The organism is Neorhizobium sp. JUb45 (assembly GCF_004343585.1).
Lineage (GTDB): Bacteria > Pseudomonadota > Alphaproteobacteria > Rhizobiales > Rhizobiaceae > Neorhizobium.
Genome location: NZ_SLYW01000002.1, coordinates 797,457 through 824,179 on the forward strand (window position 1 = coordinate 797,457; position 26,723 = coordinate 824,179).

Sequence of the window (26,723 nt, forward strand, 5' to 3'; positions counted from 1 at the left end):
GACCTGAAACGGTCCACATAAAATGGAGAGCCTGCAATGGCAAAGAGCAAGTTTGAGCGTAACAAGCCGCACGTGAACATCGGCACGATCGGCCACGTCGACCACGGCAAGACGTCTCTGACGGCAGCGATCACGAAGTATTTCGGCGAGTTCAAGGCGTACGACCAGATCGACGCTGCACCGGAAGAAAAGGCACGCGGCATCACCATCTCGACGGCACACGTTGAGTATGAGACGCCGAACCGCCACTACGCGCACGTCGACTGCCCCGGCCACGCCGACTACGTCAAGAACATGATCACCGGTGCAGCGCAGATGGACGGCGCGATCCTGGTTTGCTCGGCTGCCGACGGCCCGATGCCGCAGACCCGCGAGCACATCCTGCTTGCTCGTCAGGTTGGCGTTCCGGCTCTGGTCGTGTTCCTCAACAAGGTCGACCAGGTCGACGACGAAGAGCTGCTGGAACTCGTGGAAATGGAAGTTCGCGAACTTCTGTCGTCCTACGACTTCCCGGGCGACGACGTTCCGGTTGTCAAGGGTTCGGCTCTGGCCGCTCTGAACGATTCGGACAAGAAGATCGGTGAAGACGCGATCCGCGAGCTGATGGCTCAGGTCGACGCCTACATCCCGACGCCTGAGCGTCCGATCGACCAGCCGTTCCTGATGCCGATCGAAGACGTGTTCTCGATCTCGGGTCGTGGTACTGTTGTGACCGGCCGCGTCGAGCGTGGTATCGTCAAGGTTGGCGAAGAAGTCGAAATCGTCGGCATCCGCGACACGACCAAGACGACGGTTACCGGCGTTGAAATGTTCCGCAAGCTGCTCGACCAGGGCCAGGCCGGCGACAACGTCGGCGCGCTGATCCGTGGCGTACAGCGTGACGGCGTCGAGCGTGGTCAGATCCTGTGCAAGCCGGGTTCGGTCAAGCCGCACAAGAAGTTCATGGCAGAAGCCTACATCCTGACGAAGGAAGAAGGCGGCCGTCATACTCCGTTCTTCACCAACTACCGTCCGCAGTTCTACTTCCGCACGACGGACGTGACCGGTATCGTTTCGCTGCCGGAAGGCACGGAAATGGTTATGCCGGGCGACAACGTCACGGTTGCTGTTGAGCTGATCGTTCCGATCGCGATGGAAGAAAAGCTGCGCTTCGCTATCCGCGAAGGCGGCCGTACCGTCGGCGCCGGCATCGTTGCCTCGATCGTAGAATAAGACAGGTAAGGGCGCCGCTCGCGGCGCCCTTATCCCTTTATTCATGCTTTTTTCATGCGCAAACGGGGTAGACCCTTGCGTATGACATAAAAATGTAGCAGATGGCGCGTGAGCGCAGTGAAAAGCGGCTTTGGCCAGCGAATCGTCTGCTGCAAATCAATATAAAGGTGGGTCCTTTGGGCCCGAAGACTGGAAAGAGCCACGGTTCGCCGGGGTCTCTCTCGATCTTTGACACCGGTGGTCCCGCCTTTAGGTACGAAGAACCTGTGTTCCGTTTTTTCGGTGCACGGATAACTAGATAACAAGGATAACGTCGAATGAACGGCCAAAATATCCGCATTCGCCTTAAGGCATTCGATCACCGTATTCTCGACGCTTCTACGCGCGAGATCGTGTCGACGGCGAAGCGCACCGGAGCTAGCGTCCGGGGCCCCGTTCCGCTTCCGACTCGAATCGAGAAGTTTACGGTCAACCGGTCTCCCCACGTCGATAAGAAAAGCCGCGAGCAGTTCGAAATGCGCACGCATAAGCGCTTGCTCGACATCGTCGATCCGACGCCCCAGACAGTCGATGCTCTGATGAAGCTCGACCTCGCCGCTGGTGTCGACGTGGAAATCAAGCTCTGAGGCCAGGTCTCGGGTTGAGTGAGAAGGATTGAACCGATGCGTTCAGGTGTAATTGCACAGAAGCTTGGGATGACCCGCGTCTACAACGACGCCGGCGAGCATATCCCGGTAACGGTACTGCGCATGGAAAACTGCCAGGTGGTAGCCCAGCGTACCGATGAAAAGAATGGCTATACGGCTGTCCAGCTTGGTGCTGGTACTGCCAAGGTCAAGAATACGAGCAAGGCTCTGCGCGGTCATTTTGCCGTTGCTGAAGTCGAGCCGAAGGCGAAGCTCGTAGAGTTTCGCGTTTCCAGCGACAACCTTATCGAAGTTGGTCAGTCTCTGACCCCGAGCCACTTCTCGGCCGGCCAGCTGGTCGACGTGACCGGCACCTCGATCGGTAAGGGTTTTGCTGGCGCCATGAAGCGCCATAACTTCGGCGGTCTTCGCGCCACGCACGGTGTGTCCGTTTCGCACCGTTCGCACGGTTCTACTGGTAACAACCAGGATCCGGGCAAGGTCTGGAAGGGCAAGCGCATGGCTGGTCACATGGGTTCGACCCGCGTAACCACGCAGAATCTGGAAGTTGTATCCACCGACGAAGATCGTGGTTTGATCCTCGTAAAGGGTGCCGTTCCCGGTTCGAAGGGCGCTTGGATCATCGTCCGCGATGCCGTCAAGTCGGCCGCGAAGTAAGGGAGCCAAGCAAATGGAATTCAACGTCAAGACCCTCGAGGGAAAAGACGCCGGCAAGGTTTCCCTGTCCGACGCGATCTTCGGCCTCGACCCGCGCGAGGACATCCTCGCCCGTATGGTTCGCTACCAGCTTGCCAAGAAGCAGCAGGGCACACACAAGACGCTGACACGTGCGGAAGTTTCCCGCACCGGCGCCAAGATGTTCAAGCAGAAGGGTACGGGCCGCGCTCGTCACCATTCGGCTCGCGCTCCGCAGTTCCGTGGTGGTGGCAAGGCTCACGGCCCGGTTACCCGCAGCCATGCATTCGACCTTCCCAAGAAGGTTCGTGCGCTTGCTCTGCGTCACGCCCTGTCGGCCAAGCTGAAGTCTGAAGATCTGATCGTTATCGATGACTTGGTTGCTGCTGAAGCAAAGACCAAGGGTCTGGTCGGTACGTTCGCTTCGCTCGGCCTGACCAACGTGCTGTTCATCGGCGGTGCCGAACTCGACAGCAACTTCAAGCTCGCTGCCCAGAACATCCCGAACGTGGACGTTCTTCCGGTACAGGGCATCAATGTTTACGACATCCTGCGTCGCGGCAAGCTCGTGCTTTCCAAGGCTGCGGTTGAAGCCCTCGAGGAGCGTTTCAAGTGATCGACATTCGCCACTACGACGTGATCGTCTCTCCGTCGATCACCGAAAAGTCGACACTGGTATCCGAACAGAACCAGGTCGTCTTCAACGTCGCCAAGACCGCTTCCAAGCCTGAAATCAAGGCTGCCATCGAAGCTCTCTTCGGCGTCAAGGTCACTGCCGTCAATACGCTGGTCCGCAAGGGCAAGACGAAGCGCTTCCGCGGCTTCGTCGGCAAGCAGAAGGACGTCAAGAAGGCTATCGTCACGCTCGCCGAAGGCCAGTCCATCGACGTGTCCACGGGCCTCTGAGGGAATTAGATCATGGCATTGAAAAGCTACAATCCGACGACCCCTAGCCAGCGCCAGCTGGTTATCGTCGACCGCTCGGGCCTCTGGAAGGGCAAGCCGGTCAAGGCGCTTACGCAAGGTCTCTCCAAGAGCGGCGGTCGTAACAACAACGGCCGCATCACCGCCCGCTTCATCGGCGGCGGTCACAAGCGTACCTATCGCCTGGTTGACTTCAAGCGTCGCAAGTTCGACATCGAAGGCACCGTCGAGCGTCTGGAATACGACCCGAACCGTACCGCGTTCATCGCGCTCATCACCTACACGGATGGTGAGCAGGCTTACATCCTTGCTCCGCAGCGTCTTGCTGCCGGCGACAAGGTCATTGCCTCCACCAAGGCAGTGGACGTAAAGCCCGGCAACACGATGCCGCTGCAGTACATCCCGGTCGGCTCCATCGTCCACAACGTGGAAATGAAGCCTGGCAAGGGTGGGCAGATTGCTCGTTCGGCTGGCACCTACGTGCAGCTCGTCGGCCGCGATGCCGGCATGGCGATCCTGCGTCTGAACTCCGGTGAACAGCGCCTCGTACCGGCTTCGTGCCTTGGTACAGTCGGTGCCGTATCCAACCCGGATCACGGCAACATCAACGACGGCAAGGCTGGTCGTACCGTATGGCGTGGCAAGCGTCCGCATAACCGCGGCGTCGTCATGAACCCGGTCGATCACCCGCACGGCGGTGGTGAAGGCCGTACCTCTGGTGGTCGCCATCCGGTGAGCCCATGGGGTAAGCCGACCAAGGGCAAGCGCACGCGTTCGAACAAGTCGACCGACAAGTTCATCATGCGTTCGCGCCACCAGCGCAAGAAGTAAGAGGGAAGTCAAAAAATGGCTCGTTCAGTATGGAAAGGTCCGTTTGTTGACGGCTATCTTCTCAAGAAGGCTGAGAAGGTGCGCGAAGGCGGACGTGCAGAAGTTATCAAGATCTGGAGCCGTCGCTCCACGATCCTGCCCCAGTTTGTTGGCCTGACGTTCGGCGTCTACAACGGCAGCAAGCACATTCCGGTCAATGTCAACGAAGACATGGTCGGTCACAAGTTCGGTGAATTCTCTCCGACCCGGACCTATTACGGTCACGGTGCGGACAAGAAGGCGAAGAGGAAGTAACCATGGCGAAGGCTAAGACCGAACGCCGGCTGAAGGACAACGAAGCACAGGCAGTAGCCCGCACGCTTCGCGTCAGCCCGCAGAAGCTCAACCTCGTCGCTGCCATGATCCGTGGCAAGAAGGTTGAACGCGCCCTGGCAGAACTGGAATTTTCGCGCAAGCGCATTTCCGGTTCGGTGAAGAAGACTCTCGAGTCTGCTATCGCCAACGCCGAGAATAACCATGACCTCGACGTCGACAGCCTGATCGTGGCGGAAGCCTACGTCGGCAAGTCGATCACCATGAAGCGTTTCCACGCTCGTGGTCGCGGCCGCGCCTCGCGCATCGAAAAGCCGTTCGCGCATCTGACGATCGTCGTTCGCGAAGTCGAGGAAAAAGGGGAGGCCGCATAATGGGTCAGAAAATCAATCCTATCGGTTTCCGCCTCGGCATTAACCGTACCTGGGACAGCCGTTGGTTCGCCGACAACGCCGAATACGGCCAGCTGCTCCATGAAGACCTGAAGATCCGCGCTTACCTGATGTCCGAGCTGAAGCAGGCCGGCATCGCCAAGGTGGTTATCGAGCGTCCGCACAAGAAGTGCCGCGTCACGATCCACTCGGCTCGCCCGGGTCTGATCATCGGCAAGAAGGGTGCAGACATCGAGAAGCTTCGCAAGAAGATCTCGACCATGACCTCTTCGGAAACGCACCTCAACATCGTTGAAGTGCGCAAGCCGGAAATCGATGCCACGCTGGTCGGTCAGTCGATCGCCCAGCAGCTCGAGCGCCGCGTGGCTTTCCGCCGTGCGATGAAGCGTGCCGTTCAGTCGGCCATGCGTCTCGGCGCCGAAGGCATCAAGATCACCTGCGCAGGCCGTCTCGGCGGTGCTGAAATCGCTCGTACCGAATGGTACCGCGAAGGCCGCGTGCCGCTTCACACCCTGCGTGCAGACATCGACTACGGTACGGCTGAAGCCTCTACCGCATTCGGCATCTGCGGCATCAAGGTCTGGATCTTCAAGGGCGAAATCCTTGAGCACGATCCGATGGCTTCCGAACGTCGTGGCCTTGAAGGCGACGCACAGGGTCCGGCAAGCCGCGAACGCAACGATCGCGGCGGTCGCCGCGAACGCGAAAACGCTTGATTAGCGCTGGCGAAAGATAAGCTCGGAGAAGTAAGAAAATGTTGCAGCCAAAGCGTACCAAGTTCCGCAAGCAGTTCAAGGGCCGCATCAAGGGCGTTGCCAAGGGCGGCTTCGACCTGGCATTCGGCGAATTCGGCCTGAAGGCTCAGGAACCGAACCGCGTGAACGCTCGCGAGATCGAAGCGGCTCGCCGCGCGATCACCCGTTACATGAAGCGCGCGGGCCGTGTATGGATCCGCGTCTTCCCTGACGTCCCGGTTACTGCCAAGCCCACCGAAGTTCGTATGGGTAAGGGTAAGGGTTCTGTTGAATACTGGGCTTGCAAGGTCAAGCCTGGTCGTATCATGTTCGAGATCGACGGCGTTTCGGAAGAAATCGCGCGCGAGGCCCTGCGCCTCGGCTCTGCCAAGCTCTCGGTCACGACGCGCTTTGTTCAGCGCATCGCAGAGTAAGGAGAGGCACGATGAAAGCCGAAGAAGTACGCGGCCTGACGGCCGATCAGCTCAAGGATAAGCTTGCTGACCTGAAGAAAGAGCAGTTCAATCTGCGCTTCCAGAAGGCCACCAACCAGCTTGAGAAGAGCTCCCGCATCAACGAAGTCCGCAAGGACATCGCTCGCGTGAAGACCATTGCCCGCCAGAAGGCGGCAGAAGCCAAGGCCTAAGGAAGAATAATATGCCAAAACGCATTCTGCAGGGCGTAGTCGTTTCCGACAAGAACGAGAAGACCGTTGTTGTCCGCGTCGAGCGCCGATTCGCTCATCCGCTGCTTCAGAAGACGGTTCGCCGTTCGAAGAAGTACAAGGCGCATGACGAAACCAACCAGTACAAGATTGGTGATGTCGTTTCCATCGAGGAATGCGCACCGATCTCCAAGGACAAGACCTGGAAAGTTGTTTCTGCCCAGGCTTAAGCCCACAGAATTGCGGCAGGCCCTTGCGTCTGCCGCAGAAATCTGTATGAAGCAGCCCATCGGCTGAGAACGCCCGGTTTACGGGCGTTCTTTTTGCTTTGCAGCGCAGGGAAGGTCCCGTTGGGGAAACCACCTTGGCAAGACCCAACCCGCGCGAAATAAAATATGTCCATGGCCGGAATAGGGGGCTCTATGCCCAACCGTTTCGGTCCTTACGAGAAGGCGACCTGACATGATTCAGATGCAAACAAACCTCGACGTGGCGGATAATTCCGGCGCACGTCGTGTCATGTGCATCAAGGTGCTGGGCGGCTCCAAGCGCAAGTATGCTTCGGTCGGCGACATTATCGTCGTTTCGATCAAGGAAGCCATCCCGCGCGGCCGCGTGAAGAAGGGCGATGTGATGAAGGCGGTGGTCGTTCGTACCGCCAAGGACATCCGTCGCGCCGACGGCAGCGTCATCCGCTTCGATAACAACGCAGCGGTCCTCATCGACAACAAAAAAGAGCCGATCGGCACCCGTATCTTCGGACCGGTTCCGCGCGAACTTCGCGCCAAGAACCACATGAAGATCATCTCGCTGGCTCCCGAAGTACTGTAAGGAGCGAGAACCATGCAGAAGATCAAGAAGGGCGACAACGTCGTCGTACTCACCGGCAAGGACAAGGGCCGTACCGGTGAAGTCCTCCAGGTTCTGCCGAAGGAAGACCGTGCGGTCGTCGGCGGCATCAACATGGTGAAGCGTCACCAGCGTCAGACACAGACGCAGGAAGCTGGCATCATCAACAAAGAAGCATCGATCCACCTGTCTAACATCGCGATCGTCGCGAAAGACGGCAAGCCGACCCGCGTTGGTTTCTCCGTCGTCGACGGCAAGAAGGTTCGTGTGGCCAAGCGTACGGGAGATGTGATCGATGGCTGAGTCCAAGTACGAGCCGCGGCTCAAGACCGAATACGTTTCCCGCATCCGCGCAGCGCTGCAGGAACAGTTCTCGTTCGCCAATGAAATGATGATCCCCAAGCTGGACAAGATCGTCATCAACATGGGCGTTGGTGAAGCAACTGCCGATTCGAAGAAGCCCACCGTGGCTGCTGCCGATCTGGCTGCTATCGCCGGCCAGAAGCCGGTCATCACCAAGGCTCGCAACTCTATCGCCGGCTTCAAGGTCCGCGAGCAGATGCCGATCGGCGCGAAGGTTACCCTGCGCGGCGCCCGCATGTACGAGTTCGTAGATCGCCTGGTCAACATCGCGCTTCCGCGCGTTCGCGACTTCCGCGGCCTGAACCCGAAGTCCTTTGACGGTCGTGGCAACTTCGCCATGGGCTTGAAGGAGCACATTGTGTTCCCGGAGATCAACTACGACAAGGTTGATCAGATGTGGGGCATGGACATCATCGTTTGCACGACGGCTACCAGCGACGACGAAGCACGGGCTCTTCTGAAAGAGTTCAACTTCCCGTTCCGCCAGTAACCGTAACGACAAGCGTTTTAAAGGAACTACGATATGGCGAAAACCAGCGCAGTTGAAAAGAACAAGCGCCGCCGCAAGACGGTTGCCGCACACGCTGAGAAGCGTGCTGCTCTGAAGGCGACCATCATGAACCAGGCACTGCCCATCGAAGAGCGCTTCAAGGCTTCTGTCAAGCTCGCTTCTCTGCCGCGTGATGGCTCGAAAACGCGTATCCGCAACCGTTGTGAAGTCACCGGTCGCCCGCGCGCTTTCTACCGCAAGCTCGGAATGTCGCGTATCGCGCTTCGTGAGCTTGGTAATTCCGGCAAGGTGCCGGGCATTGTTAAGTCGAGCTGGTAAGGAGATCGTTAGATGACCATGACTGATCCCTTGGGCGATATGCTCACCCGCATCCGCAACGGCGCTGCCCGTCGCAAGAACACCGTTTCGACGCCTGCTTCCAAGCTGCGCGCTCGCGTTCTCGATGTTCTGCAGGCTGAAGGCTACATCCGCGGTTATTCGGAAATTGATTTTGGTAACGGCAAGGCCGAGATCGAAATCGAACTCAAGTACTACGAAGGCGCGTCCGTGATCCGTAAGATCGGCCGCGTTTCGAAGCCGGGCCGCCGAGTTTATGTCTCGGTTAAGTCCATCCCGCAGGTCTCGAACGGCCTCGGTATCACCATCCTTTCGACACCGAAGGGCGTGATGGCCGATCACCAGGCGCGCGAGCAGAACGTAGGCGGCGAGGTTCTTTGCTCGGTCTTCTAAGACTGGGCAAGGATCTCCATAACGGACAGACAGGATAACATAATGTCTCGTATCGGTAAAAAGCCCGTTCCGGTTCCTGCAGGCGTAACGGCTTCGGTCGACGGCCAGAAGATCACCGCAAAGGGCCCGAAGGGCGAACTTTTCTTCGTTGCTAACGACGAAGTCAAAGTTGAATACAACGAAAACGCTGTTTCGGTGACCCCGGTCAACGATTCCAAGGATGCTCGTTCGAAGTGGGGCATGTCCCGCACGATGATCGAGAACATCTTCAAGGGCGTTAAGGACGGTTACGAGCGCAAGCTCGAAATCAACGGCGTCGGTTACCGCGCGGCTCTGCAGGGCAAGAACCTGCAGCTGCAGCTCGGTTTCTCTCACGATGTTGTCTATGAAGCCCCTGAGGGCATCACCATTGCCGTGCCGAAGCCGACGGAAATCGTCGTCTCCGGCATCAATAAGCAGCAGGTCGGTCAGGTTGCAGCGGAAATCCGCGAATACCGCGGTCCCGAGCCCTACAAGGGCAAAGGCGTCAAGTACGCTGGGGAACGGATCGTCCGCAAGGAAGGCAAGAAGAAGTAAGGACGAGCGATCATGGCTACCAGAAAAGAAGCACTCACAAAGCGTGCGAGCCGTGTTCGCCGCCAGATCAAGAAGGTCGCAAACGGCCGTCCGCGTCTGTCGGTTCACCGCTCGTCCAAGAACATCTACGTACAGGTCATCGACGATGTGGCCGGCCGCACTCTTGCAGCCGCTTCCACGCTCGACGTCGATCTGCGCAAGTCGCTGAAGACCGGTGCGGACGTTGCAGCAGCTGCTGCCGTCGGCAAGCTGGTTGCAGAGCGCGCCTCCAAGGCCGGCGTGACGGAAGTCGTGTTCGATCGCGGCGCCTTCATCTACCATGGCCGCATCAAGGCACTTGCTGAAGCTGCCCGCGAAGGCGGTCTGAGCTTCTAAGAAATTTTCGCCCGGTCTCACCCAATAGGGGAGGCCGGGCGAAATGCGGTTTCTCCGCAGCCCCCGGCCGATCTTGAGAAAGAGGGGACGGGTTATCTTTAACCTGCCGTTCCACCCGCAAAAGAAAAAGGAAAAGGACAATGGCACAGGAAAGAAAGGGCCGTGACGATCGTCAGGGCCGTGAAGAGCGCGATAGCGAATTCGTCGACAAGTTGGTCGCGATCAACCGCGTCGCCAAGGTCGTCAAGGGCGGCCGTCGCTTCGGTTTTGCTGCTCTCGTCGTCGTCGGCGACCAGAAGGGCCGCGTTGGCTTCGGCCATGGCAAGGCTCGTGAAGTGCCGGAAGCTATCCGCAAGGCAACTGAATCTGCCAAGCGCGATCTGATCTTCGTACCGCTGCGTGACGGCCGTACGCTGCATCACGACGTCAACGGTCGCCATGGCGCCGGCAAGGTTCTGCTTCGTGCAGCCAAGGCTGGTACCGGCATCATCGCCGGTGGCCCGATGCGCGCCGTTTTCGAAACTCTCGGCATGCACGACGTTGTTGCAAAGTCGACCGGTTCGTCGAACCCGTACAACATGATCCGTGCGACGTTCGATGCCCTCAAGCACCAGGTGCATCCGAAGGATGTGGCAGCTCAGCGTGGCCTTAAGTATGCCACACTGCAGGCTCGTCGCGCCGCTTCCGGCAATGCGTCGGAAGAATAAGAGGAGTCTGACACATGGCTAAGGCTACGAAGAAGACTGAAGCAAAGACGGTTACGATCGAACAGATCGGATCGCCTATTCGCCGTCCGGCCGTTCAGCGTGCAACGCTGGTTGGTCTGGGCCTCAACAAGATGCACCGGGTTCGCACGCTGGAAGACACTCCTTCCGTTCGTGGCATGATCCGGGCCGTCCAGCATCTCGTCCGCGTCGTCGACGAGAAGTGAGGGTTTGATCATGAAACTGAATGAGATCAAGGACAACGAAGGCGCCTCCAAGGACCGTATCCGCGTAGGTCGCGGTATCGGTTCGGGCAAGGGCAAGACCGGTGGTCGCGGCGTCAAGGGTCAGAAGGCCCGTTCCGGCGTTGCCATCAACGGCTTCGAAGGCGGTCAGATGCCTATCTACCGTCGTCTGCCAAAGCGTGGCTTCAACAACATCTTCTCGTCTGACTTCGCAACCGTTTCGGTTGGCCGTATTCAGGCTGCGATCGATGCCAAGAAGCTCGACCCGAAGGCAACGATCGATGCTGCAGCCCTCAAGGCTGCCGGCGTCATCCGTCGCCTCAAGGACGGCGTTCGCGTCCTGTCCGACGGCGAACTGACGGTAAAGGTTTCGATCGAAGCCGCCGGCGCCTCCAAGGCTGCTGTCGAGAAGATCGAAAAGGCTGGTGGCTCGATCAAGCTTCCGGCTGTCGAAACTGCCGCAGAGTAAAACCTTTGAAATCGCCCGGAGTGAGCTTCACACCGGGCGATTTTATGTCCATATGTGAGCCTCACGATCCCAGGGCAGTCCGGCCGGTCAGCTTACCGGGATCAAACGGAAAAGCGGGTGAGGCAGGCGATTGCTGATTGCAGTTCGCGCCCCCGAATTTCTGAAAAACAGAATCAAGACTAGGTTCCGGTTTGGCGTTTTGCTGCCGGGGACAGGGTCGGGCGGAGAATTCCATGGCTTCAGCAGCTGAACAACTGGCCTCAAATCTGAATTTTTCGACTTTCGCCAAGGCGGAAGATCTCAAGAAGCGCCTGTGGTTTACGCTGGCAGCCCTTCTTGTGTACCGTCTGGGTACGCATATTCCGCTTCCGGGTCTGAACCCCGAGGCTTATGCCGCAGCCTTCCGCGGTCAGTCGGGTGGTATTCTCGGCCTCTTCAACATGTTTTCGGGCGGCGCCGTCGAGCGTATGGCGATCTTCGCGCTCGGCATCATGCCTTACATCTCCGCATCGATCATCGTGCAGCTGATGACCTCGGTCGTTCCCTCGCTTGAAAACCTGAAGAAGGAAGGCGAGCAGGGCCGCAAGATCATTAACCAGTACACCCGTTACGGCACCGTTCTTCTCGGCACGCTGCAGGCCTATGGCATTGCTGTCGGCCTCGAAAGCGGGCAGGGGCTTGTTATCGATCCGGGCTGGTTCTTCCGAATCGCCACCGTCGTGACGCTGCTTGGCGGCACCATGTTCCTGATGTGGCTGGGTGAGCAGATCACCTCGCGCGGTCTCGGCAACGGTATCTCGCTGATCATCTTCGCCGGTATTGCCGCAGGCCTGCCGAGCGCTCTTGCCAACACGCTGGAACTTGGCCGCACGGGCGCGCTGAACACGGGCCTCATTCTGCTGGTCGTCCTCGTTGCCATCGGCGTCATAGCTCTGATCGTTTTCGTCGAGCGTGCGCAGCGTCGCCTTCTGATCCAGTATCCGAAGCGTCAGGTCGGCAATCGCATGTTCCAGGGCGACACGTCGCACCTGCCGCTGAAGCTCAACACTTCGGGTGTCATTCCGGCAATCTTCGCTTCCTCTTTGCTGCTTCTGCCGGCAACGGCTGCTGGCTTTGCCAGCAACAACCAGCTGCCTGAATGGGCAACCATGGTTATCTCGGCGCTCGGCCACGGCCAGCCAGTGTTCATGCTTCTGTATGGCCTGCTGATCGCCTTCTTCGCCTTCTTCTACACGGCCATCGTCTTCAATCCCAAGGAGACGGCGGACAACCTGAAGAAACATGGTGGCTTCATTCCGGGCATTCGTCCGGGTGATCGCACCGCTGAATATATTGACTACGTGCTTACCCGCATCACGGTTATCGGCGCTATTTATCTTGTCTTCGTCTGCACTCTGCCTGAGCTTCTGATTGCCCGCACGGGTATTCCATTAGCCCTTGGTGGTACTTCGCTTTTGATTGTCGTCAGTGTAACCCTTGATACGGTCGCACAGATCCAGGGACACCTCATTGCGCAGCAGTATGAGGGTCTGATCAAGAAGTCGAAACTGCGCGGAGGAAAGAGGGGACGATGAGACTGATCTTTTTGGGACCGCCCGGGGCGGGCAAGGGCACCCAGGCCAAGCTTCTGACCGAGAGATACGGTATTCCGCAGCTCTCCACCGGCGACATGCTTCGTGCCGCCAAGGAAGCCGAAACTGAAATCGGCCTTAAGGCTAAGGCCGTCATGGATGCTGGCCAGCTGGTCTCAGACGAGATCGTCAATGCGATCGTCGCTGAACGCATCGACGCCGAGGACTGTGCCAAGGGCTTTATCCTCGACGGTTATCCGCGCACCGTGCCGCAGGCCGTTGCGCTGGAGAAGATGCTCGAGGACAAGGGCTGCCCGCTGGATACGGTCATCGAGCTGAAGGTCGACGAGAACGCCCTGTTGGGCCGAATCGAAAACCGAGTCGCCGAAACGATCGCCGCAGGCGGCAAGGTTCGTGCAGATGACATGCCGGAAGCTTTCAAGAAGCGTCTGGTCGAATACCGCGAGAAGACTGCTCCGCTATCGGCGCATTATGCTTCGACCGGCCAGTTGAAGACGATCGATGGCATGGCTGACGTAAAGACGGTCACGGCTGAAATCGAAAAGCACCTGTCGGCTCTTTGATCCGTAGGGGACTGTTAAAGAATCTTGGCGGTGCCGGTTGCTTTCAGCCACTGATTCCGCTAAACACCGCGCCAACTCGCGACATTTCTGCGATCGGCGCGGTTTTCCCGTGAGGGAAGCCGGGTCCGATCGTTTTGACATGTTCCGGATCGAAATTGAACTGGTGACCGCTTAAGGTCGCTATCATGAACAAGCACCACTTGCCGGATGGCAACTGGAAAAGGAGAGCAGACGTGGCACGTATCGCTGGCGTCAACATCCCGACTGCGAAGCGCGTTGTTATCGCGCTGACCTACATTCACGGGATTGGTCCGAAGTTCGCGCAGGAAATCATGGAGAAGACTGGTCTTCCCGCCGATAAGCGCGTCCATCAGCTGACGGACTCTGAAGTCCTTCAGATCCGCGAAACCATCGACCGCGACTATCAGGTCGAAGGCGATCTTCGTCGCGAAACTGCGATGAACATCAAGCGCCTCATGGACCTCGGTTGCTACCGTGGCCTGCGTCACCGTCGTGGCCTTCCGGTCCGCGGTCAGCGCACGCACACCAACGCTCGTACCCGCAAGGGTCCGGCGAAGGCGATTGCTGGTAAGAAGAAGTAATCTTCGGGAATCCGGAGTGGGAGGCTGGCTGCTGCCGGCCTCTTTATAATTTGGCCTGTATCCTTGCGATGCAGGCCGGTGGAGCCGCTGGAACTACGGCGGTGAAGAGATCGACGAAAGGAAGATCATGGCCAAGGAAGCCACACGCGTTCGCCGTCGCGAACGTAAAAACATCACGTCGGGCGTTGCCCACGTTAACTCGACTTTCAACAACACGATGATCACCATCACGGACGCACAGGGCAACGCAATTGCTTGGTCGTCTGCTGGTGCAAAGGGCTTCAAGGGTTCGCGTAAGTCGACTCCGTTTGCGGCCCAGATCGCTGCTGAAGACTGCGCCAAGAAGGCTCAGGAACACGGCATGAAGTCGCTTGAAGTCGAAGTTACCGGTCCGGGTTCCGGCCGTGAATCGGCTCTGCGCGCCCTCCAGGCTGCCGGGTTCATGATCACCTCCATTCGCGACGTGACGCCGATCCCGCACAACGGTTGCCGTCCGCGCAAGAAGCGCCGCGTCTGATCGCATTTCGGGGCTGCGTGTGGCGCGGCTTCGTTCAAAGAACTCTGGTATCGCCGCCCGGCCTCACGTTTGAGGTTTGGCGGCTTTGCCTGTATCGCCGACAAGCATCTTGCATCGTTGGTGTTCTCGTGATCGGTTGCCACGATTGGATGGTGGCAGCGTACGGAAGGGAAAAATATGATTCAGAAGAACTGGCAGGAATTGATCAAGCCGAACAAGGTCGATTTCACCTCGTCCGGTCGCACGAAGGTAACGCTGGTCGCCGAGCCGCTTGAACGTGGCTTCGGTCTTACGCTCGGCAACGCCCTGCGTCGCGTTCTCCTGTCGTCTCTGCGTGGTGCTGCTGTCACCGCAGTGCAGATCGACGGCGTCCTGCATGAATTCTCCTCCATCCCCGGCGTTCGGGAAGATGTGACGGATATCGTGCTCAACATCAAAGAAATCGCCATCAAGATGGACGGCGACGATGCCAAGCGCATGGTCGTTCGCAAGCAGGGTCCGGGTTCGGTCACTGCCGGCGACATCCAGACGGTCGGCGATATCGAGATCCTGAACCCTGACCACGTGATCTGCACGCTCGACGAGGGCGCCGAGATCCGCATGGAGTTCACGGTCAACAACGGCAAGGGTTACGTCCCGGCCGATCGCAACCGTGCGGAAGATGCTCCGATCGGCCTTATCCCGGTCGACAGCCTCTACTCGCCGGTGAAGAAGGTATCGTACAAGGTTGAGAACACCCGCGAAGGCCAGGTTCTCGACTATGACAAGCTGACCATGACCATCGAAACCGATGGTTCGGTCACCGGTGAAGATGCCGTCGCATTCGCTGCCCGCATCCTTCAGGACCAGCTGTCGGTCTTCGTCAATTTCGACGAGCCGCAGAAGGAAGCCGAAGAGGAAGCAGTCACCGAGCTGGCATTCAACCCGGCGCTCCTCAAGAAGGTCGACGAACTGGAACTTTCCGTCCGTTCGGCGAACTGCCTGAAGAACGACAACATCGTTTATATCGGCGACCTGATCCAGAAGACCGAAGCAGAAATGCTCCGCACTCCGAACTTTGGTCGCAAGTCGCTCAACGAGATCAAGGAAGTTCTCGCGTCCATGGGCCTCCATCTTGGTATGGAAGTTCCCGCCTGGCCGCCGGAGAACATCGAAGACCTCGCAAAGCGTTACGAAGACCAATACTAACTAGTCAGACTGCAGGCGAATGCCTGCAAGTGAAGGAGACAAATCATGCGCCACGCAAAAGCCGGCCGCAAGCTTAACCGTACTGCCAGCCACCGTAAGGCGATGTTCGCCAACATGGCTGCTTCGCTCATCACGCACGAGCAGATCGTCACCACTCTCCCGAAGGCGAAGGAAATTCGCCCGATCGTCGAGAAGCTGGTAACGCTCGGCAAGCGCGGCGACCTGCACGCTCGTCGTCAGGCCATCTCGCAGATCCAGGACAACGACGCTGTCAAGAAGCTGTTCGATGCCATCGCTTCGCGTTACGCAACCCGCAACGGCGGTTACCTGCGTATCATGAAGGCTGGTTACCGTCAGGGCGACAACGCTCCGATGGCTGTCATCGAGTTCGTTGAACGCGACGTTGATGCCAAGGGCAAGGCCGACAAGGCTCGTGTTGCCGCTGAAGCAGAAGCTGCTGAAGCCGCTTAATTTCGGCTTCGATCTATCCTTTGAAAAGGCCGGGTGGAAACGCCCGGCCTTTTTCATGTCTTGCGGGGAGGGCGCATGGCGACCGACAAAGAGATGTGGAACCGGAGGTGGCGCAGGCTGCTCGTCGTCATCCTCGTGATCATGGCGGGGCTGGCACTCCGGCGCTTCGGATATGATCTCGGACTGTCCTTCCTGGTGGTGAAATATGGTGGCTCCATTCTCTGGGGCGCCATGGTCTTCCTGCTGATCGCTGTTGTCAGCGGTTCACTGAGGATCGTTCGGATGGTCGTCATGGCGCTAGCAATCGCCGCCGCGGTGGAATTCTCCCGGCTATATCACACGCCCGAACTCGACGCGTTTCGCCTGACGCTGGCCGGGAAATTGCTGCTTGGCCGCGTTTTCTCGCTCTGGAATATCCTGGCCTACGCGGTTGGTATCGGATTGGTCGCCGCCGCAGACATTTGTCTTTCGCGATTGACTGTAATCAAAGTCGGCCGGCGGTGATCCCGCTAAGTTGTCTCTTGTCAACACAGTGCGAGGGATGACAATGACTTACGCTCCGATATTCGACCGCGAACCCAGAAATTTGTTTATTCCTGCCCTTGGCGGATTTTACGAACGGATTGCTCAGCCCATGGCCTGGAGCGTGTTCCGTCTGGCAATTGGCGGGATGCTTGCCATCGAGGGATGGGCCAAGATCACGGCGCCGTTCGCGCAAATCGGCTTTGTCGAGAATATCGGCTTCTATCCGGGCTGGCTGTGGTCGCCGCTTCTCGCCGCCGTGCAGTTTTTCGGTGGCATCATGATTGCTCTCGGCCTGTTCACCCGTCCGGCAGCGCTGGCCAATGGTGTCATGTTGGCGATCACGCTGTTCTATCATTTCGCGCATCCATACGGAGATGCATTTCTGACGCAGGCCGGTATCGATGCGCTGAAGGCTGGCGGCGATCTGTTCACCCAGCCGGCAATGGCAAGGCTCGCCGATGGCGGCGCAAAATTCCTGCATCAGGCGCAGGGCAAGGCGGAACAGGCATCGTTGTTCTGGACTGGCGGCGCTTTCATGTTCGCAGCCTTCGGCGGCGGTTATCTGTCGCTCGATCGTCTGCTCTTCAAGAAACAGTTTTAGACATCACGCGAGGTTCAGCGGGAGGGGCGAGGGTCGGACACATCAGGGTCCGGCCCTCATCTGCTTGCGGTAGCGCTTATTCCGGAACGTGGATCTGCCGCTTGATGTGCTTCAGGTGCGCGACGATCGTGAAGGTCATGATGACCAGCATCGACCACGAACTCCACTTGCCGAGATGCACGGTAGACCATGCACCGATCTGGTTCGGATATTGCCAGATACCGACGAGCGTGAAGACGTTTTCGGCAAACCAGATGAAAAAGCCGATCAGAACGAAAGCCAGCAGAAGCGGCATTTTCCGTTCGCGGTCATAAGGGCGGAAGGTGACCGTGGTGCGCGCATAAAGGCCGATCGCGCAGGCTGCGATATACCAGCGATAATCGCCGATATAATGGTGGCTGAAAAAGTTGATATAGACCGCCAGCGCAATCACTGTCGCCATCCAGTAGCTTGGATGATGGTGGATACGCAGGTCGAACAGCCGCCAGGCCTGAATGATGTAACTGCCGATGGCGGCGTACATGAAACCGGAAAACAGCGGTACGCCAAACAGCTTGGTATAGGCGAAATCCGGATAGGACCATGACTGGATGCTGCCTGACGTCTTGAACACTTCCAGCGCAAAACCGACGATGTGAAACAGGCCGATCGCCTTGGCTTCGTCCCAGGTTTCGAGCTTGCTCCAGATCATGAAGATCTGGATGGCGAGTGCGATGATCAGCAGAACGTCGTAGCGCGGCAGGCCAAGCAGTCCTGCTTTCGGCACCAGAAAGATCGAAACGAAAAACAGGCCGGCAAACAGACAGGCCCGCGCTTCCTTGACGCCGAAATAGAGAAACTCGACCATGAACCGGGCAGAACCGCGAAGCTCGCCCCAGGGGCGCAGATCACACAGATAAGTGTCGAGGAAGGACAGTCGTCCGCCGCTCGCTGTCGTGTCTGCTGTCGTCATGCCCCGATCTCCATTCGGCCCGGAATGGAGACTGCGAGATGGGCAAAGTCAAGGCGAGGGCGCGTCAGCGATGTGCTGGCTGTGGGCTATCCACGGACTTGCGCGCCCGCTTCCAGCGCATGATGGGTTTGCGCAGCGGCCGATAGGCAAGAAGCAGGGCAATCGCTGCGATGTGAATGAAGGGCCCGGTGGTGATCGATTTGACGGCGAGGAAATAGTGCAGCGCCCCGCCAAGGGCGATCGGGTAGATCAGGTGATGCATGTCGATCCAGAGCTTGCCGAGACGCCGGATCGAATAGTTGTTGGATGTAACCGCCAGCGGCACCAGCGCCGCAAGGCACACCATGCCGATCGAAATATAGGGACGTTTGAGGATATCCCCCAGGACTGCATGCACATCCATGCCGAGATCGAGCAGCATCCACACCGAAAAATGCATCACGACATAATAGAAGGCGAGGAGACCCAGCGCCCGCCGATAGCGGATCCAGTTGATGCCAACCAGATCGCGCAGCGGCGTCACTGCAAGTGTGGCGATGATGAAGCGCAGCGCCCACAAACCCAGCAGGTGCTCGAATTCCTTGACCGGATTGATGCCGAGGCCGCCCGTTGCGCCAAGATAGAAATACCACGCCGCGGGACAGAGACCGATGACATAGAGCGCCCAGATACTCGGGCCGTGGAACTTGCGCGGCAGGGCGGGAATGACAGACATCAGTAGTTTGCCTTCAGGTCCAGACCGGCATAAAGACCAGCGACGTCATCGGCATAGCCATTGAAGGGCAGGGTTGGCCGCCGCGCCGTCTTGAAGAAACCACCTTCGCCGATGCGCTGCTCGGTCGCCTGGCTCCAGCGCGGGTGATCGACGGCCGGATTGACGTTGGAATAGAACCCGTATTCGCGGGCATTGCTGTTTTTCCAGGTGGTTTCGGGCTGCTTTTCGACAAGCGAAATCCTGACGATCGACTTGATGCTCTTGAAGCCGTATTTCCACGGCACCACCAGTCGGATCGGTGCACCGTTCTGGTTGGGCAGCGTTTCGCCATAAAGACCGACGGCGAGGATGGTCAGCGGATGACGGGCCTCATCGAGGCGCAATCCTTCGACGTAAGGCCAGGGCAGGGGCTGAAAAAGGCCTTTCTGGCCCGGCATTTCTTCCGGCCGCACCACCGTTTCGAAGGAAACATATTTGGCGCTGCCCTGCGGCTCCACCTGATCGAGCAATGCCGCCAGCGGAAAACCGATCCATGGTATCACCATCGACCATCCCTCGACGCAGCGCATGCGATAGGTGCGATCCTCGATCGGCATCTTCAACAGCTCTTCGAGGCCGAATTCCTTCGGTTTGCCGACAAGCCCGTCGACCTTCACCGTCCAGGGCGTCGGCTTGAAGTCGCCGGCATTGTTGGACGGATCGCTCTTGTCCGTCCCGAACTCATAAAAATTGTTGTAGGAGGTCACCGCTTCCTTCGGCGTCAGCTTCTCGTCCAGTGTATAGGGGCCGGGCCTGGCCTGCAGCGGTGCGGCAAACGCGCTGCCTGCGCCAGTCAGGGCAAGGCCGGCAGCGGCCGTACCGAGAAAGCTGCGGCGCGACATGTAGATGCTGCGCGGCGTAATGTCGGATGCGGGAATGTGTGGTGGGCGATAGGCAGCCATGATCGGCCTCCAGCTGAAAACTGTATTCCGTCAATATACGTAGCGCCGGGCGGTTTGGTTTCACAGCACCCAGCGGATGCGAATGAACCACGTTTGCGTGAAGCCTGGGATTGTCCTTGAGGAGACAAATCTCACCGCCGGCATTGCAGGGAACCACAGCAATCCCCATTCATTTATGCAGCAATGGATTTGCTGGAGGCAAAAATGGCCGCACGCACATGGAATGCCGCTGGAAATACCACCGGAGACGATTTCACCGATAGTATCGAGAGACTGCGTCGTCTGCGCAGGCTGTCGGGTATCGCGCGGCTGATGGACACTGCCATCCGCATTCCCGGTACCGGCATCCGCTTTGGCGCAGATTCCGTAATGGGCCTCGTTCCGGTGATCGGTGATGCCGGCGGCGCGTTAATCGGCCTCTACATCGTCAACGAAGCGCGCCGCATGGGTGTGCCCGCCGATAAGCTGGCGCAGATGGTCGGCAATATCGCGCTGGATTCTGTGGTCGGCAGCGTGCCGGTGTTCGGTGATCTGTTCGACGTCTATTTCAAATCCCACCGCCGCAACGTCGATATGATCATGCAGCATTTTGGCGTTATGCCTGATGACTTGCGGCGTTGACCAAGTTCATTTTGCGAACCGTACCGTACCGTACTGTTTTGCCGGTTTCTGGCAGTGACACCCGTTCGCGATTGGAGTAGGAAAACCACAAAAATAGGGCTTTTGCGTCTCTGCCGGGGAGCAGATAGACTGCAGGGTCCGATCGAGTGAGGACACATCCATGCCAGTTTATCGTTCCAGAACCACCACCCACGGCCGCAACATGGCGGGTGCGCGCGGCCTTTGGCGCGCCACCGGCATGAAGGATTCGGATTTCGGCAAGCCGATCATCGCCGTCGTCAATTCCTTCACGCAGTTCGTACCCGGCCACGTCCACCTGAAGGATCTCGGCCAGCTGGTTGCGCGCGAAATCGAGGCGGCCGGCGGTGTTGCCAAGGAATTCAACACCATCGCCGTCGATGACGGCATCGCCATGGGCCATGACGGCATGCTCTATTCGCTGCCATCGCGCGAAATCATCGCCGACTCGGTCGAATACATGGTCAACGCCCATTGCGCCGATGCCATGGTCTGCATCTCCAACTGCGACAAGATCACGCCCGGCATGCTGAACGCTGCCATGCGCCTGAACATTCCGGCAGTCTTCGTCTCCGGCGGCCCTATGGAAGCCGGCAAGGTTGTCATGCACGGCAAGACGGTTGCGCTCGATCTCGTCGATGCCATGGTCGCCGCTGCGGATGACAAGATTTCCGACGAGGACGTGGCTGTCATCGAACGCTCGGCCTGCCCGACCTGCGGTTCCTGCTCCGGCATGTTCACCGCCAACTCGATGAACTGTCTGACCGAGGCGCTCGGCCTGTCCTTGCCCGGAAACGGTTCGACGCTCGCCACCCATTCGGATCGCAGGCGCCTGTTCGTCGAGGCCGGTCACCTGATCGTTGATCTCGCACGCCGTTATTATGAGCAGGAGGACGAAAACGTCCTGCCGCGCAATATCGCCAGCAAGAAAGCTTTCGAGAACGCCATGTCGCTCGATATCGCCATGGGCGGTTCGACCAATACGGTTCTGCACATCCTCGCGGCCGCCTATGAGGGCGGCATCGATTTCGGCATGGAAGAGATCGACAAGCTGTCGCGCAAGGTACCGTGCCTGTCCAAGGTCGCGCCTGCCAAGCAGGACGTCCATATGGAAGACGTGCACCGCGCCGGTGGCATCATGCGTATTCTCGGCGAACTCGATCGCGGTGGCCTGATCAACCGCGATTGCTACACCGTCCACGAGCCGACGCTCGGTGATGCCATCGACCGCTGGGATATCACCCGCACCAATTCCGAGACTGTCCGCACCTTCTTCAAGGCCGCACCGGGCGGCGTGCCGACGCAGGTCGCCTTCTCGCAGTCCTCGCGCTGGGATGATCTCGACGCAGACGGCGAAAAGGGCGTTATCCGCTCGGTCGAACATCCGTTCTCCAAGGACGGCGGTCTGGCTGTTCTCTACGGAAACATCGCGCTCGATGGCTGCATCGTCAAAACCGCCGGTGTCGATGAATCGATCCTGAAATTCACCGGCCCGGCTGTGGTTTTCGAGAGTCAGGACGCTGCCGTGAAGGGCATCCTGAGCAACGAAGTCGTTGCCGGTGACGTCGTCGTCATCCGTTACGAAGGTCCCAAGGGCGGACCGGGCATGCAGGAAATGCTCTATCCGACCAGCTATCTGAAGTCGAAGGGCCTTGGAAAGGCCTGCGCTCTCATCACCGACGGCCGTTTCTCCGGTGGCACGTCGGGCCTGTCGATCGGTCACGCCTCGCCGGAAGCGGCACAGGGCGGCGCCATCGGTCTGGTTCAGCCGGGTGATATGATCGAGATCGACATTCCGAACCGCACGATCAACCTGAAGGTTTCGGACGCCGATCTGGCGGCCCGCCGCCACGAGCAGGAAACGCTCGGCTGGAAGCCGGCAGCGCCGCGCAAGCGCAATGTCACGACGGCGCTGAAGGCTTATGCGGCCTTTGCATCTTCGGCCGACAAGGGCGCAGTGCGGATCTTGCCGGAGTAAGGTTTGCCGATACGGCACTAAGACATCAAAGCCCCGTCAGGTTTCACCGGCGGGGCTTTGTGTTGTGTTTAGGTGGCAGGCTCCGGAGGCAAAAATGTCCGAACTTCATCGCATCACCTTCGATCCGCAAATCTGCGCGGGACGCCCCGCCATTCGCGGCCTGCGGATCCGTGGGAAGGATGTTCTTGAACTGTTGGCGGCCGGTGCAAGTCATGAGGAAATCCTCGAGGATTATCCGCTTCCCGAGGCTGCGGATATTCAGGCCGCCCTTGAATATATCGCCGGCCCTGCCGGTCATACGGTGTCAGGCGTCGCCTGAAACTGCGCTGCATTGATCCGCGCCATTATCTCGGCCATGGCTTCATCATGCGGCACGAGTCTACCGGATTGAAGATCGGAGAGGCCCGCTTCTATGCCGCGAAGGATGTCGGTTTCGTCGTCGACATAGGTGCTAACGGCCCTGCTTGTGGGCTCGCGCGCGGTGTCGTCAGAGCCATCCGGCAGATTATCGAGGGCTGCCATGGTGAACCTCTTCTGATGAACTGAGACAGCTTACCATTCATGGCACCACCACACCACCATCACAGCGGCCGGTTGATCTTCTCGAACGTTTCGCTGAGCTGTTTCAGCCGCCCTACATACGCGGTGCGGATACATTCGATATCACCGCCGCAAGCCTGGCGGCGTTTCAGCCATGTGGCCTGATCGTCCTGCATCTCGCCGCGCGTGCCCATGGCCAGAAGCCCGGTGAGGATCTCGAATGTCGTCACCATCTTCACGTCGGCATCGTTGAGGTCACGGTTTTCGCAGATGGCTTTTTCATCGGCGGCCAGATTCTGGCCGTTGCAGTCGAAACTGGCTGCGGTCGCGGGCAGGGTTGGCAAGGTCAGGCCGAGGAGAAAGGCAGTCAGGGCTGTGGCGGTGATCGTATTCTTCATTCCGGCGTTCCTTGCATGGTGGCGAGCCTTCAGAAGAAATCTGAAAGACCCCAGACAAGCAAAATGAGGCACAAAAGCCAGATGGCAAGGATGGCGATGAGGCCGGAGCGGCTGGTCGGGCGTCCTTCGCGCAAAGCTGCCTGCTCGCGGAACTCGGCCATCAGCGCCTGCGGCACGAGCTTTACCGCCAGCATGATGCCGAGCGGCACCAGGATCACATCATCGAGATAACCGAGGACGGGGATGAAATCCGGGATCAGGTCGATCGGTGACAACGCGTAGGCGGCAACCGCACCTGCCACGAGCTTCGCCGTCAAGGGTACGCGCGATCACGGGCGGCAAACCACAGCACCACGACCTCGCGTTTCAGCCGTTTTGCCCAGTTTTTTGCGCGTGTCAGAAAGTCCATGGTTTCCATTCTTACCTGTCCTATATGTAATCTGAAACCATTCGATTTTCGCGATCTCGTCCGTGATTCGGCCACCTTTGTTTTCCAGCTTCGGCGTCGATATATCGGCCCCGGCTGTTGTGGCCGGACCTTCTGAATAGAGGAACTACATGCTGAACATGCAAAAATGCGTGTCGACCGGCCTTCTGGCTTTAACCCTTCTTCTGCCCGTTGCGGCGCAAGCGCAGGAGAAAACCCTGCCGCAGAGCCGTGAGCAGATGCAGCTTTCGTTCGCGCCGCTGGTCAAGCGCACCGCGGGCGCCGTGGTCAACGTTTATGCCGAACGTGCCGTGCAGCGGAACAATCTGTTTGCCGGCGATCCCTTCTTCGAGCAGTTCTTTGGCCAGCGCATGCCGAACCGCTCGGAAAAGCAGTCGTCGCTCGGCTCCGGCGTCATCCTCTCCGACAACGGTCTCGTGGTCACCAACAACCACGTCATCCAGGGCGCTGACGATATCAAGATCGCGCTGGCCGATGGCCGTGAGTTCCCCTGCGAGGTGATCCTCAAGGACGAGAGCATGGATCTGGCCGTGCTGCGCATCAAGGCGAAGGAAAGCTTTCCGGTTCTCGCCATCGCCAATTCCGATGCCGTCGAGGTCGGTGATCTCGTGCTCGCCATCGGCAATCCGTTCGGCGTCGGCCAGACCGTCACCAGCGGCATCGTTTCGGGCCTTGCCCGCAACCAGGTCACCAATGGCGATTTCGGCTTCTTCATCCAGACGGATGCGTCGATCAACCCCGGCAATTCCGGCGGTGCACTGATGAACACCAATGGCGAGCTGATCGGCATCAACACCGCGATCTTCTCGCGTGGTGGTGGTTCCAACGGCGTCGGTTTTGCCATTCCCGGCAATCTCGTAAAAGTGTTCCTGAAGGCTGCCGAAGAGGGCAAGACCACCTTCGAACGTCCTTATGTCGGCGCGACCTTCATGCCGGTGACTTCCGAGGTTGCTGAAGCGCTTGGCCTGAAAACCGCCCGCGGCGCGCTGGTAACGGCCGTTGTCGAAGGTGGGCCGGCGGACAAGGGTGGCCTGAAGCCGGGTGAAGTCATTACCGCCGTCAACGGCATCCCTGTCGAGCATCCCGATGCCTTGGGTTACCGCCTGACCACGGCCGGTCTCGGCAAGGCTGCGGACCTGACGGTCGCCCAATCGAGCGGTGAGCGCAAGCTGACGATCGCGCTCAACACCGCGCCGGAAACGACGCCACGTGACGAACGCCTGATCGAAGGCCGCAATCCGTTTGCCGGCCTGCGCGTCGCCAATCTGTCGCCGAAACTTGCCGGCGAACTGCAGCTGACCGCCGACAAGACCGGCGTCGTGGTGACCGATATCGCCCGCAACTCTCCTGCTGCCCGCGTCGGCTTCCGGCCGAAGGACATCATCATTTCGCTCAACGGCGATACGGTGAAGACCAGCAAGGAACTCGAAGGCATCCTGAAAGATGCCGATCCGGGTTTCTGGCGTCTTGAGATCGAGCGTGATGGCCAGCGCATCCGCCAGTTCTTCCGCTGATCGATCATGAGCAACGATCTTTTCGCACCGAAAATTCCGGAGGAGGTCGCCAATCGGCGGCCTCTTGCTGATCGGCTGAGACCGAAAACGATCGCTGACGTGACCGGCCAATCGCACCTGACCGGTGAAGACGGCGTGCTTCGCCGCATGATCGACAGCGGTTCGCTGGGTTCGATGATTTTCTGGGGACCTCCCGGCACCGGCAAGACCACTGTTGCAAGGCTTTTGTCCGGTGAGGCGGGTCTGGCCTTCGAGCAGATTTCGGCGATCTTTTCCGGCGTCGCCGATCTCAAGAAGGTTTTTGAGGGCGCCCGGCTGCGCCGCATGGATGGCCGCCAGACGCTGTTGTTCGTCGACGAGATCCATCGCTTCAATCGCGCCCAGCAGGACAGTTTTCTGCCGGTGATGGAAGACGGCACGATCGTGCTGGTCGGCGCCACCACGGAAAATCCGTCCTTCGAACTCAACGCCGCTCTTTTGTCGCGTGCCCGTGTTCTGACCTTCAAAAGCCATGACGAAGAAAGCCTGACCGAACTTTTGGCACGCGCCGAAAAGGTGGAAGACAAGCCGCTGCCGCTCGATGGCAGCGCGCGTGCGGCGCTGGTGCGCATGGCCGATGGCGACGGCCGTGCTGTGCTGACGCTGGCCGAAGAGGTTTGGCGTGCCGCGCGGGCAGGGGAGGTTTTTGACACAGAGAACCTGACCCGCATCGTGCAGCGTCGCGCGCCGGTCTATGACAAGGCGCAGGACGGCCATTACAATCTGATCTCTGCGCTGCATAAATCGGTGCGCGGATCGGACCCGGATGCGGCGCTCTATTATCTCGCCCGTATGTTCGATGCCGGTGAGGACCCGCTTTATCTCGGGCGCCGGCTGGTGCGCATGGCAGTGGAGGATATCGGCCTTGCCGATCCGCAGGCGCTGGTGGTGTGCAATGCCGCCAAGGATGCCTATGACTATCTCGGTTCGCCGGAGGGCGAACTGGCGCTGGCGCAGGCCTGCGTCTATCTCGCCACCGCGCCGAAATCCAACGCCGTCTATACCGCCTTCAAGGCCGCGACGCGGGCGGCGAAGGAAAACGGTTCGCTGCTGCCGCCCAAACATATTCTCAATGCGCCGACCAAGCTGATGAAGGCTGAAGGGTATAACGACGGCTATCGTTACGACCACGACGAGCCGGATGCGTTTTCAGGTCAGGATTATTTTCCGGAAAAGATGGGTCGCCAGACGTTTTACGAGCCGGTCGAGCGCGGCTTTGAGCGGGATATCCGCAAGCGGCTGGACTGGTGGCAAAAACTGCGGCGTGAGCGCGGCGAAGGCTGAGGCG

The 26,723-nt window shown here is 59.0% G+C and carries 40 protein-coding genes and 1 pseudogene; 35 read left to right on the forward strand and 6 right to left on the reverse strand.

All coding sequences use genetic code 11. The features are described 5' to 3' along the window. Nucleotides 1-36 precede the first annotated feature (36 nt). The 30 genes from tuf (at nucleotide 37) to EDF70_RS10780 (ending at nucleotide 17,271) form a co-directional block, all read left to right on the forward strand. On the forward strand, nucleotides 37-1,212 hold the full coding sequence (gene tuf, locus EDF70_RS10635; RefSeq protein ID WP_132273282.1) for an elongation factor Tu: 1,176 nt from the start codon (nucleotides 37-39) through the stop codon (nucleotides 1,210-1,212). A gap of 317 nt (nucleotides 1,213-1,529) precedes the next feature. Beyond that, a complete protein-coding gene (gene rpsJ, locus EDF70_RS10640; RefSeq protein ID WP_003507767.1) occupies nucleotides 1,530-1,838 on the forward strand; it encodes a 30S ribosomal protein S10 in 309 nt (102 codons plus the stop codon). Between the two features lie 36 nt (nucleotides 1,839-1,874). Next, nucleotides 1,875-2,516: a 50S ribosomal protein L3 gene (gene rplC, locus EDF70_RS10645; RefSeq protein ID WP_132273292.1), complete on the forward strand. Its 642-nt coding sequence runs from the start codon at nucleotides 1,875-1,877 to the stop codon at nucleotides 2,514-2,516. Between the two features lie 13 nt (nucleotides 2,517-2,529). After that, the gene (gene rplD / locus EDF70_RS10650; RefSeq protein ID WP_132273293.1) at nucleotides 2,530-3,150 is read left to right on the forward strand and encodes a 50S ribosomal protein L4; all 621 of its coding nucleotides are present in this window, start codon (nucleotides 2,530-2,532) and stop codon (nucleotides 3,148-3,150) included. Beyond that, on the forward strand, nucleotides 3,147-3,440 hold the full coding sequence (locus tag EDF70_RS10655; RefSeq protein WP_112731768.1) for a 50S ribosomal protein L23: 294 nt from the start codon (nucleotides 3,147-3,149) through the stop codon (nucleotides 3,438-3,440). Before rplD ends, EDF70_RS10655 begins: the two co-directional genes overlap by 4 nt. Nucleotides 3,441-3,452: 12 nt before the next feature. Continuing rightward, nucleotides 3,453-4,289 carry a 50S ribosomal protein L2 gene (gene rplB / locus EDF70_RS10660; protein WP_132273294.1) on the forward strand — a complete coding sequence of 279 codons (837 nt, stop codon included), beginning with the start codon at nucleotides 3,453-3,455 and terminating at the stop codon, nucleotides 4,287-4,289. Between the two features lie 15 nt (nucleotides 4,290-4,304). Next, nucleotides 4,305-4,583, forward strand: a complete 279-nt coding sequence (gene rpsS / locus EDF70_RS10665; RefSeq protein WP_018900272.1) for a 30S ribosomal protein S19 — start codon at nucleotides 4,305-4,307, stop codon at nucleotides 4,581-4,583. A gap of 2 nt (nucleotides 4,584-4,585) precedes the next feature. After that, nucleotides 4,586-4,975, forward strand: a complete 390-nt coding sequence (gene rplV / locus EDF70_RS10670) for a 50S ribosomal protein L22 (protein ID WP_132273295.1) — start codon at nucleotides 4,586-4,588, stop codon at nucleotides 4,973-4,975. After that, a complete protein-coding gene (gene rpsC / locus EDF70_RS10675) occupies nucleotides 4,975-5,709 on the forward strand; it encodes a 30S ribosomal protein S3 (RefSeq protein WP_132273296.1) in 735 nt (244 codons plus the stop codon). The genes rplV and rpsC overlap by 1 nt, the downstream gene beginning before the upstream one ends. Before the next feature lie 38 nt (nucleotides 5,710-5,747). Continuing rightward, the gene (gene rplP, locus EDF70_RS10680) at nucleotides 5,748-6,161 is read left to right on the forward strand and encodes a 50S ribosomal protein L16 (protein WP_132273297.1); all 414 of its coding nucleotides are present in this window, start codon (nucleotides 5,748-5,750) and stop codon (nucleotides 6,159-6,161) included. An 11-nt stretch (nucleotides 6,162-6,172) separates the two neighbouring features. Then, the gene (gene rpmC, locus EDF70_RS10685; RefSeq protein WP_132273298.1) at nucleotides 6,173-6,373 is read left to right on the forward strand and encodes a 50S ribosomal protein L29; all 201 of its coding nucleotides are present in this window, start codon (nucleotides 6,173-6,175) and stop codon (nucleotides 6,371-6,373) included. Nucleotides 6,374-6,384: 11 nt separating this feature from the next. Further along, nucleotides 6,385-6,621 (forward strand): 30S ribosomal protein S17, encoded by a 237-nt coding sequence (gene rpsQ / locus EDF70_RS10690; protein ID WP_112731760.1) that lies wholly within the window; start codon nucleotides 6,385-6,387, stop codon nucleotides 6,619-6,621. Nucleotides 6,622-6,853: 232 nt separating this feature from the next. Beyond that, nucleotides 6,854-7,222, forward strand: coding sequence for a 50S ribosomal protein L14 (gene rplN, locus EDF70_RS10695; protein WP_003495199.1), 369 nt, complete (start codon nucleotides 6,854-6,856; stop codon nucleotides 7,220-7,222). A gap of 12 nt (nucleotides 7,223-7,234) precedes the next feature. Continuing rightward, complete coding sequence (gene rplX, locus EDF70_RS10700) at nucleotides 7,235-7,543, forward strand: 50S ribosomal protein L24 (RefSeq protein ID WP_112731758.1); 309 nt, start codon at nucleotides 7,235-7,237, stop codon at nucleotides 7,541-7,543. Next, nucleotides 7,536-8,093, forward strand: coding sequence for a 50S ribosomal protein L5 (gene rplE / locus EDF70_RS10705; RefSeq protein WP_132273299.1), 558 nt, complete (start codon nucleotides 7,536-7,538; stop codon nucleotides 8,091-8,093). The genes rplX and rplE overlap by 8 nt, the downstream gene beginning before the upstream one ends. Nucleotides 8,094-8,126: 33 nt before the next feature. Further along, nucleotides 8,127-8,432: a 30S ribosomal protein S14 gene (rpsN, locus tag EDF70_RS10710; protein WP_132273300.1), complete on the forward strand. Its 306-nt coding sequence runs from the start codon at nucleotides 8,127-8,129 to the stop codon at nucleotides 8,430-8,432. Between the two features lie 12 nt (nucleotides 8,433-8,444). Continuing rightward, nucleotides 8,445-8,843 (forward strand): 30S ribosomal protein S8, encoded by a 399-nt coding sequence (gene rpsH, locus EDF70_RS10715; protein WP_132273301.1) that lies wholly within the window; start codon nucleotides 8,445-8,447, stop codon nucleotides 8,841-8,843. A 42-nt stretch (nucleotides 8,844-8,885) separates the two neighbouring features. Continuing rightward, nucleotides 8,886-9,419, forward strand: a complete 534-nt coding sequence (gene rplF, locus EDF70_RS10720) for a 50S ribosomal protein L6 (protein ID WP_132273302.1) — start codon at nucleotides 8,886-8,888, stop codon at nucleotides 9,417-9,419. A gap of 12 nt (nucleotides 9,420-9,431) precedes the next feature. Beyond that, a complete protein-coding gene (gene rplR, locus EDF70_RS10725) occupies nucleotides 9,432-9,794 on the forward strand; it encodes a 50S ribosomal protein L18 (RefSeq protein WP_132273303.1) in 363 nt (120 codons plus the stop codon). Nucleotides 9,795-9,934: 140 nt separating this feature from the next. After that, the gene (gene rpsE / locus EDF70_RS10730) at nucleotides 9,935-10,501 is read left to right on the forward strand and encodes a 30S ribosomal protein S5 (RefSeq protein WP_132273304.1); all 567 of its coding nucleotides are present in this window, start codon (nucleotides 9,935-9,937) and stop codon (nucleotides 10,499-10,501) included. Between the two features lie 14 nt (nucleotides 10,502-10,515). Next, on the forward strand, nucleotides 10,516-10,725 hold the full coding sequence (gene rpmD / locus EDF70_RS10735; RefSeq protein WP_054158113.1) for a 50S ribosomal protein L30: 210 nt from the start codon (nucleotides 10,516-10,518) through the stop codon (nucleotides 10,723-10,725). 10 nt (nucleotides 10,726-10,735) lie between these two features. Then, nucleotides 10,736-11,212 (forward strand): 50S ribosomal protein L15, encoded by a 477-nt coding sequence (gene rplO, locus EDF70_RS10740; RefSeq protein ID WP_132273305.1) that lies wholly within the window; start codon nucleotides 10,736-10,738, stop codon nucleotides 11,210-11,212. A gap of 233 nt (nucleotides 11,213-11,445) precedes the next feature. Further along, nucleotides 11,446-12,786, forward strand: a complete 1,341-nt coding sequence (gene secY / locus EDF70_RS10745) for a preprotein translocase subunit SecY (protein WP_132273306.1) — start codon at nucleotides 11,446-11,448, stop codon at nucleotides 12,784-12,786. Beyond that, on the forward strand, nucleotides 12,783-13,367 hold the full coding sequence (locus EDF70_RS10750) for an adenylate kinase (RefSeq protein ID WP_132273307.1): 585 nt from the start codon (nucleotides 12,783-12,785) through the stop codon (nucleotides 13,365-13,367). The genes secY and EDF70_RS10750 overlap by 4 nt, the downstream gene beginning before the upstream one ends. 233 nt (nucleotides 13,368-13,600) lie before the next feature. Continuing rightward, nucleotides 13,601-13,969, forward strand: coding sequence for a 30S ribosomal protein S13 (rpsM, locus tag EDF70_RS10755; protein ID WP_132273308.1), 369 nt, complete (start codon nucleotides 13,601-13,603; stop codon nucleotides 13,967-13,969). A 127-nt stretch (nucleotides 13,970-14,096) separates the two neighbouring features. Then, a complete protein-coding gene (gene rpsK, locus EDF70_RS10760) occupies nucleotides 14,097-14,486 on the forward strand; it encodes a 30S ribosomal protein S11 (protein ID WP_112731736.1) in 390 nt (129 codons plus the stop codon). A 177-nt stretch (nucleotides 14,487-14,663) separates the two neighbouring features. After that, the gene (locus EDF70_RS10765) at nucleotides 14,664-15,674 is read left to right on the forward strand and encodes a DNA-directed RNA polymerase subunit alpha (protein ID WP_132273309.1); all 1,011 of its coding nucleotides are present in this window, start codon (nucleotides 14,664-14,666) and stop codon (nucleotides 15,672-15,674) included. Between the two features lie 45 nt (nucleotides 15,675-15,719). Further along, a complete protein-coding gene (rplQ, locus tag EDF70_RS10770; RefSeq protein WP_132273310.1) occupies nucleotides 15,720-16,145 on the forward strand; it encodes a 50S ribosomal protein L17 in 426 nt (141 codons plus the stop codon). A 75-nt stretch (nucleotides 16,146-16,220) separates the two neighbouring features. After that, the gene (locus EDF70_RS10775) at nucleotides 16,221-16,649 is read left to right on the forward strand and encodes a DUF2809 domain-containing protein (protein ID WP_132273311.1); all 429 of its coding nucleotides are present in this window, start codon (nucleotides 16,221-16,223) and stop codon (nucleotides 16,647-16,649) included. A 130-nt stretch (nucleotides 16,650-16,779) separates the two neighbouring features. Then, on the forward strand, nucleotides 16,780-17,271 hold the full coding sequence (locus tag EDF70_RS10780) for a DoxX family protein (protein ID WP_245519113.1): 492 nt from the start codon (nucleotides 16,780-16,782) through the stop codon (nucleotides 17,269-17,271). Between the two features lie 76 nt (nucleotides 17,272-17,347). Here the strand turns inward: EDF70_RS10780 and EDF70_RS10785 are convergent, their stop codons facing one another. The 3 genes from EDF70_RS10785 to msrP form a co-directional block, all read right to left on the reverse strand. Beyond that, a complete protein-coding gene (locus EDF70_RS10785) occupies nucleotides 17,348-18,223 on the reverse strand; it encodes a DUF817 domain-containing protein (RefSeq protein WP_132273313.1) in 876 nt (291 codons plus the stop codon). A gap of 64 nt (nucleotides 18,224-18,287) precedes the next feature. After that, the gene (gene msrQ, locus EDF70_RS10790) at nucleotides 18,288-18,938 is read right to left on the reverse strand and encodes a protein-methionine-sulfoxide reductase heme-binding subunit MsrQ (protein ID WP_132273314.1); all 651 of its coding nucleotides are present in this window, start codon (nucleotides 18,936-18,938) and stop codon (nucleotides 18,288-18,290) included. Next, nucleotides 18,938-19,879 carry a protein-methionine-sulfoxide reductase catalytic subunit MsrP gene (gene msrP / locus EDF70_RS10795; RefSeq protein WP_132273315.1) on the reverse strand — a complete coding sequence of 314 codons (942 nt, stop codon included), beginning with the start codon at nucleotides 19,877-19,879 and terminating at the stop codon, nucleotides 18,938-18,940. The genes msrQ and msrP overlap by 1 nt, the downstream gene beginning before the upstream one ends. Before the next feature lie 204 nt (nucleotides 19,880-20,083). On the opposite strand from msrP, the gene EDF70_RS10800 reads away from it, so the two are divergent. The 3 genes from EDF70_RS10800 (at nucleotide 20,084) to EDF70_RS10810 (ending at nucleotide 22,815) form a co-directional block, all read left to right on the forward strand. Next, a complete protein-coding gene (locus EDF70_RS10800) occupies nucleotides 20,084-20,500 on the forward strand; it encodes a DUF4112 domain-containing protein (RefSeq protein WP_132273316.1) in 417 nt (138 codons plus the stop codon). Between the two features lie 160 nt (nucleotides 20,501-20,660). Further along, the gene (gene ilvD, locus EDF70_RS10805) at nucleotides 20,661-22,496 is read left to right on the forward strand and encodes a dihydroxy-acid dehydratase (RefSeq protein WP_132273317.1); all 1,836 of its coding nucleotides are present in this window, start codon (nucleotides 20,661-20,663) and stop codon (nucleotides 22,494-22,496) included. A gap of 94 nt (nucleotides 22,497-22,590) precedes the next feature. Beyond that, the gene (locus EDF70_RS10810; protein WP_132273318.1) at nucleotides 22,591-22,815 is read left to right on the forward strand and encodes a DUF433 domain-containing protein; all 225 of its coding nucleotides are present in this window, start codon (nucleotides 22,591-22,593) and stop codon (nucleotides 22,813-22,815) included. Here the strand turns inward: EDF70_RS10810 and EDF70_RS10815 are convergent. The 3 genes and pseudogenes from EDF70_RS10815 to EDF70_RS10825 all read right to left on the reverse strand — a co-directional run bounded on the left by EDF70_RS10815 (nucleotide 22,791) and on the right by EDF70_RS10825 (nucleotide 23,843). Continuing rightward, complete coding sequence (locus tag EDF70_RS10815; protein ID WP_132273319.1) at nucleotides 22,791-23,018, reverse strand: CopG family transcriptional regulator; 228 nt, start codon at nucleotides 23,016-23,018, stop codon at nucleotides 22,791-22,793. The two genes, EDF70_RS10810 and EDF70_RS10815, sit on opposite strands and share 25 nt — an antisense overlap. Nucleotides 23,019-23,077: 59 nt before the next feature. Beyond that, entirely contained in the window at nucleotides 23,078-23,434 is a 357-nt protein-coding gene (locus EDF70_RS10820; protein WP_132273320.1) for a hypothetical protein, read from the reverse strand. Between the two features lie 29 nt (nucleotides 23,435-23,463). Next, nucleotides 23,464-23,843: pseudogene (locus EDF70_RS10825) on the reverse strand (YkvA family protein). Between the two features lie 149 nt (nucleotides 23,844-23,992). Here EDF70_RS10825 and EDF70_RS10830 point away from each other — a divergent pair. Both EDF70_RS10830 and EDF70_RS10835 read left to right on the forward strand, forming a co-directional pair. Beyond that, nucleotides 23,993-25,396 carry a DegQ family serine endoprotease gene (locus tag EDF70_RS10830; RefSeq protein ID WP_132273321.1) on the forward strand — a complete coding sequence of 468 codons (1,404 nt, stop codon included), beginning with the start codon at nucleotides 23,993-23,995 and terminating at the stop codon, nucleotides 25,394-25,396. A 6-nt stretch (nucleotides 25,397-25,402) separates the two neighbouring features. Continuing rightward, entirely contained in the window at nucleotides 25,403-26,719 is a 1,317-nt protein-coding gene (locus EDF70_RS10835) for a replication-associated recombination protein A (RefSeq protein WP_132273322.1), read from the forward strand. The last annotated feature ends 4 nt before the right edge of the window (nucleotides 26,720-26,723 follow it).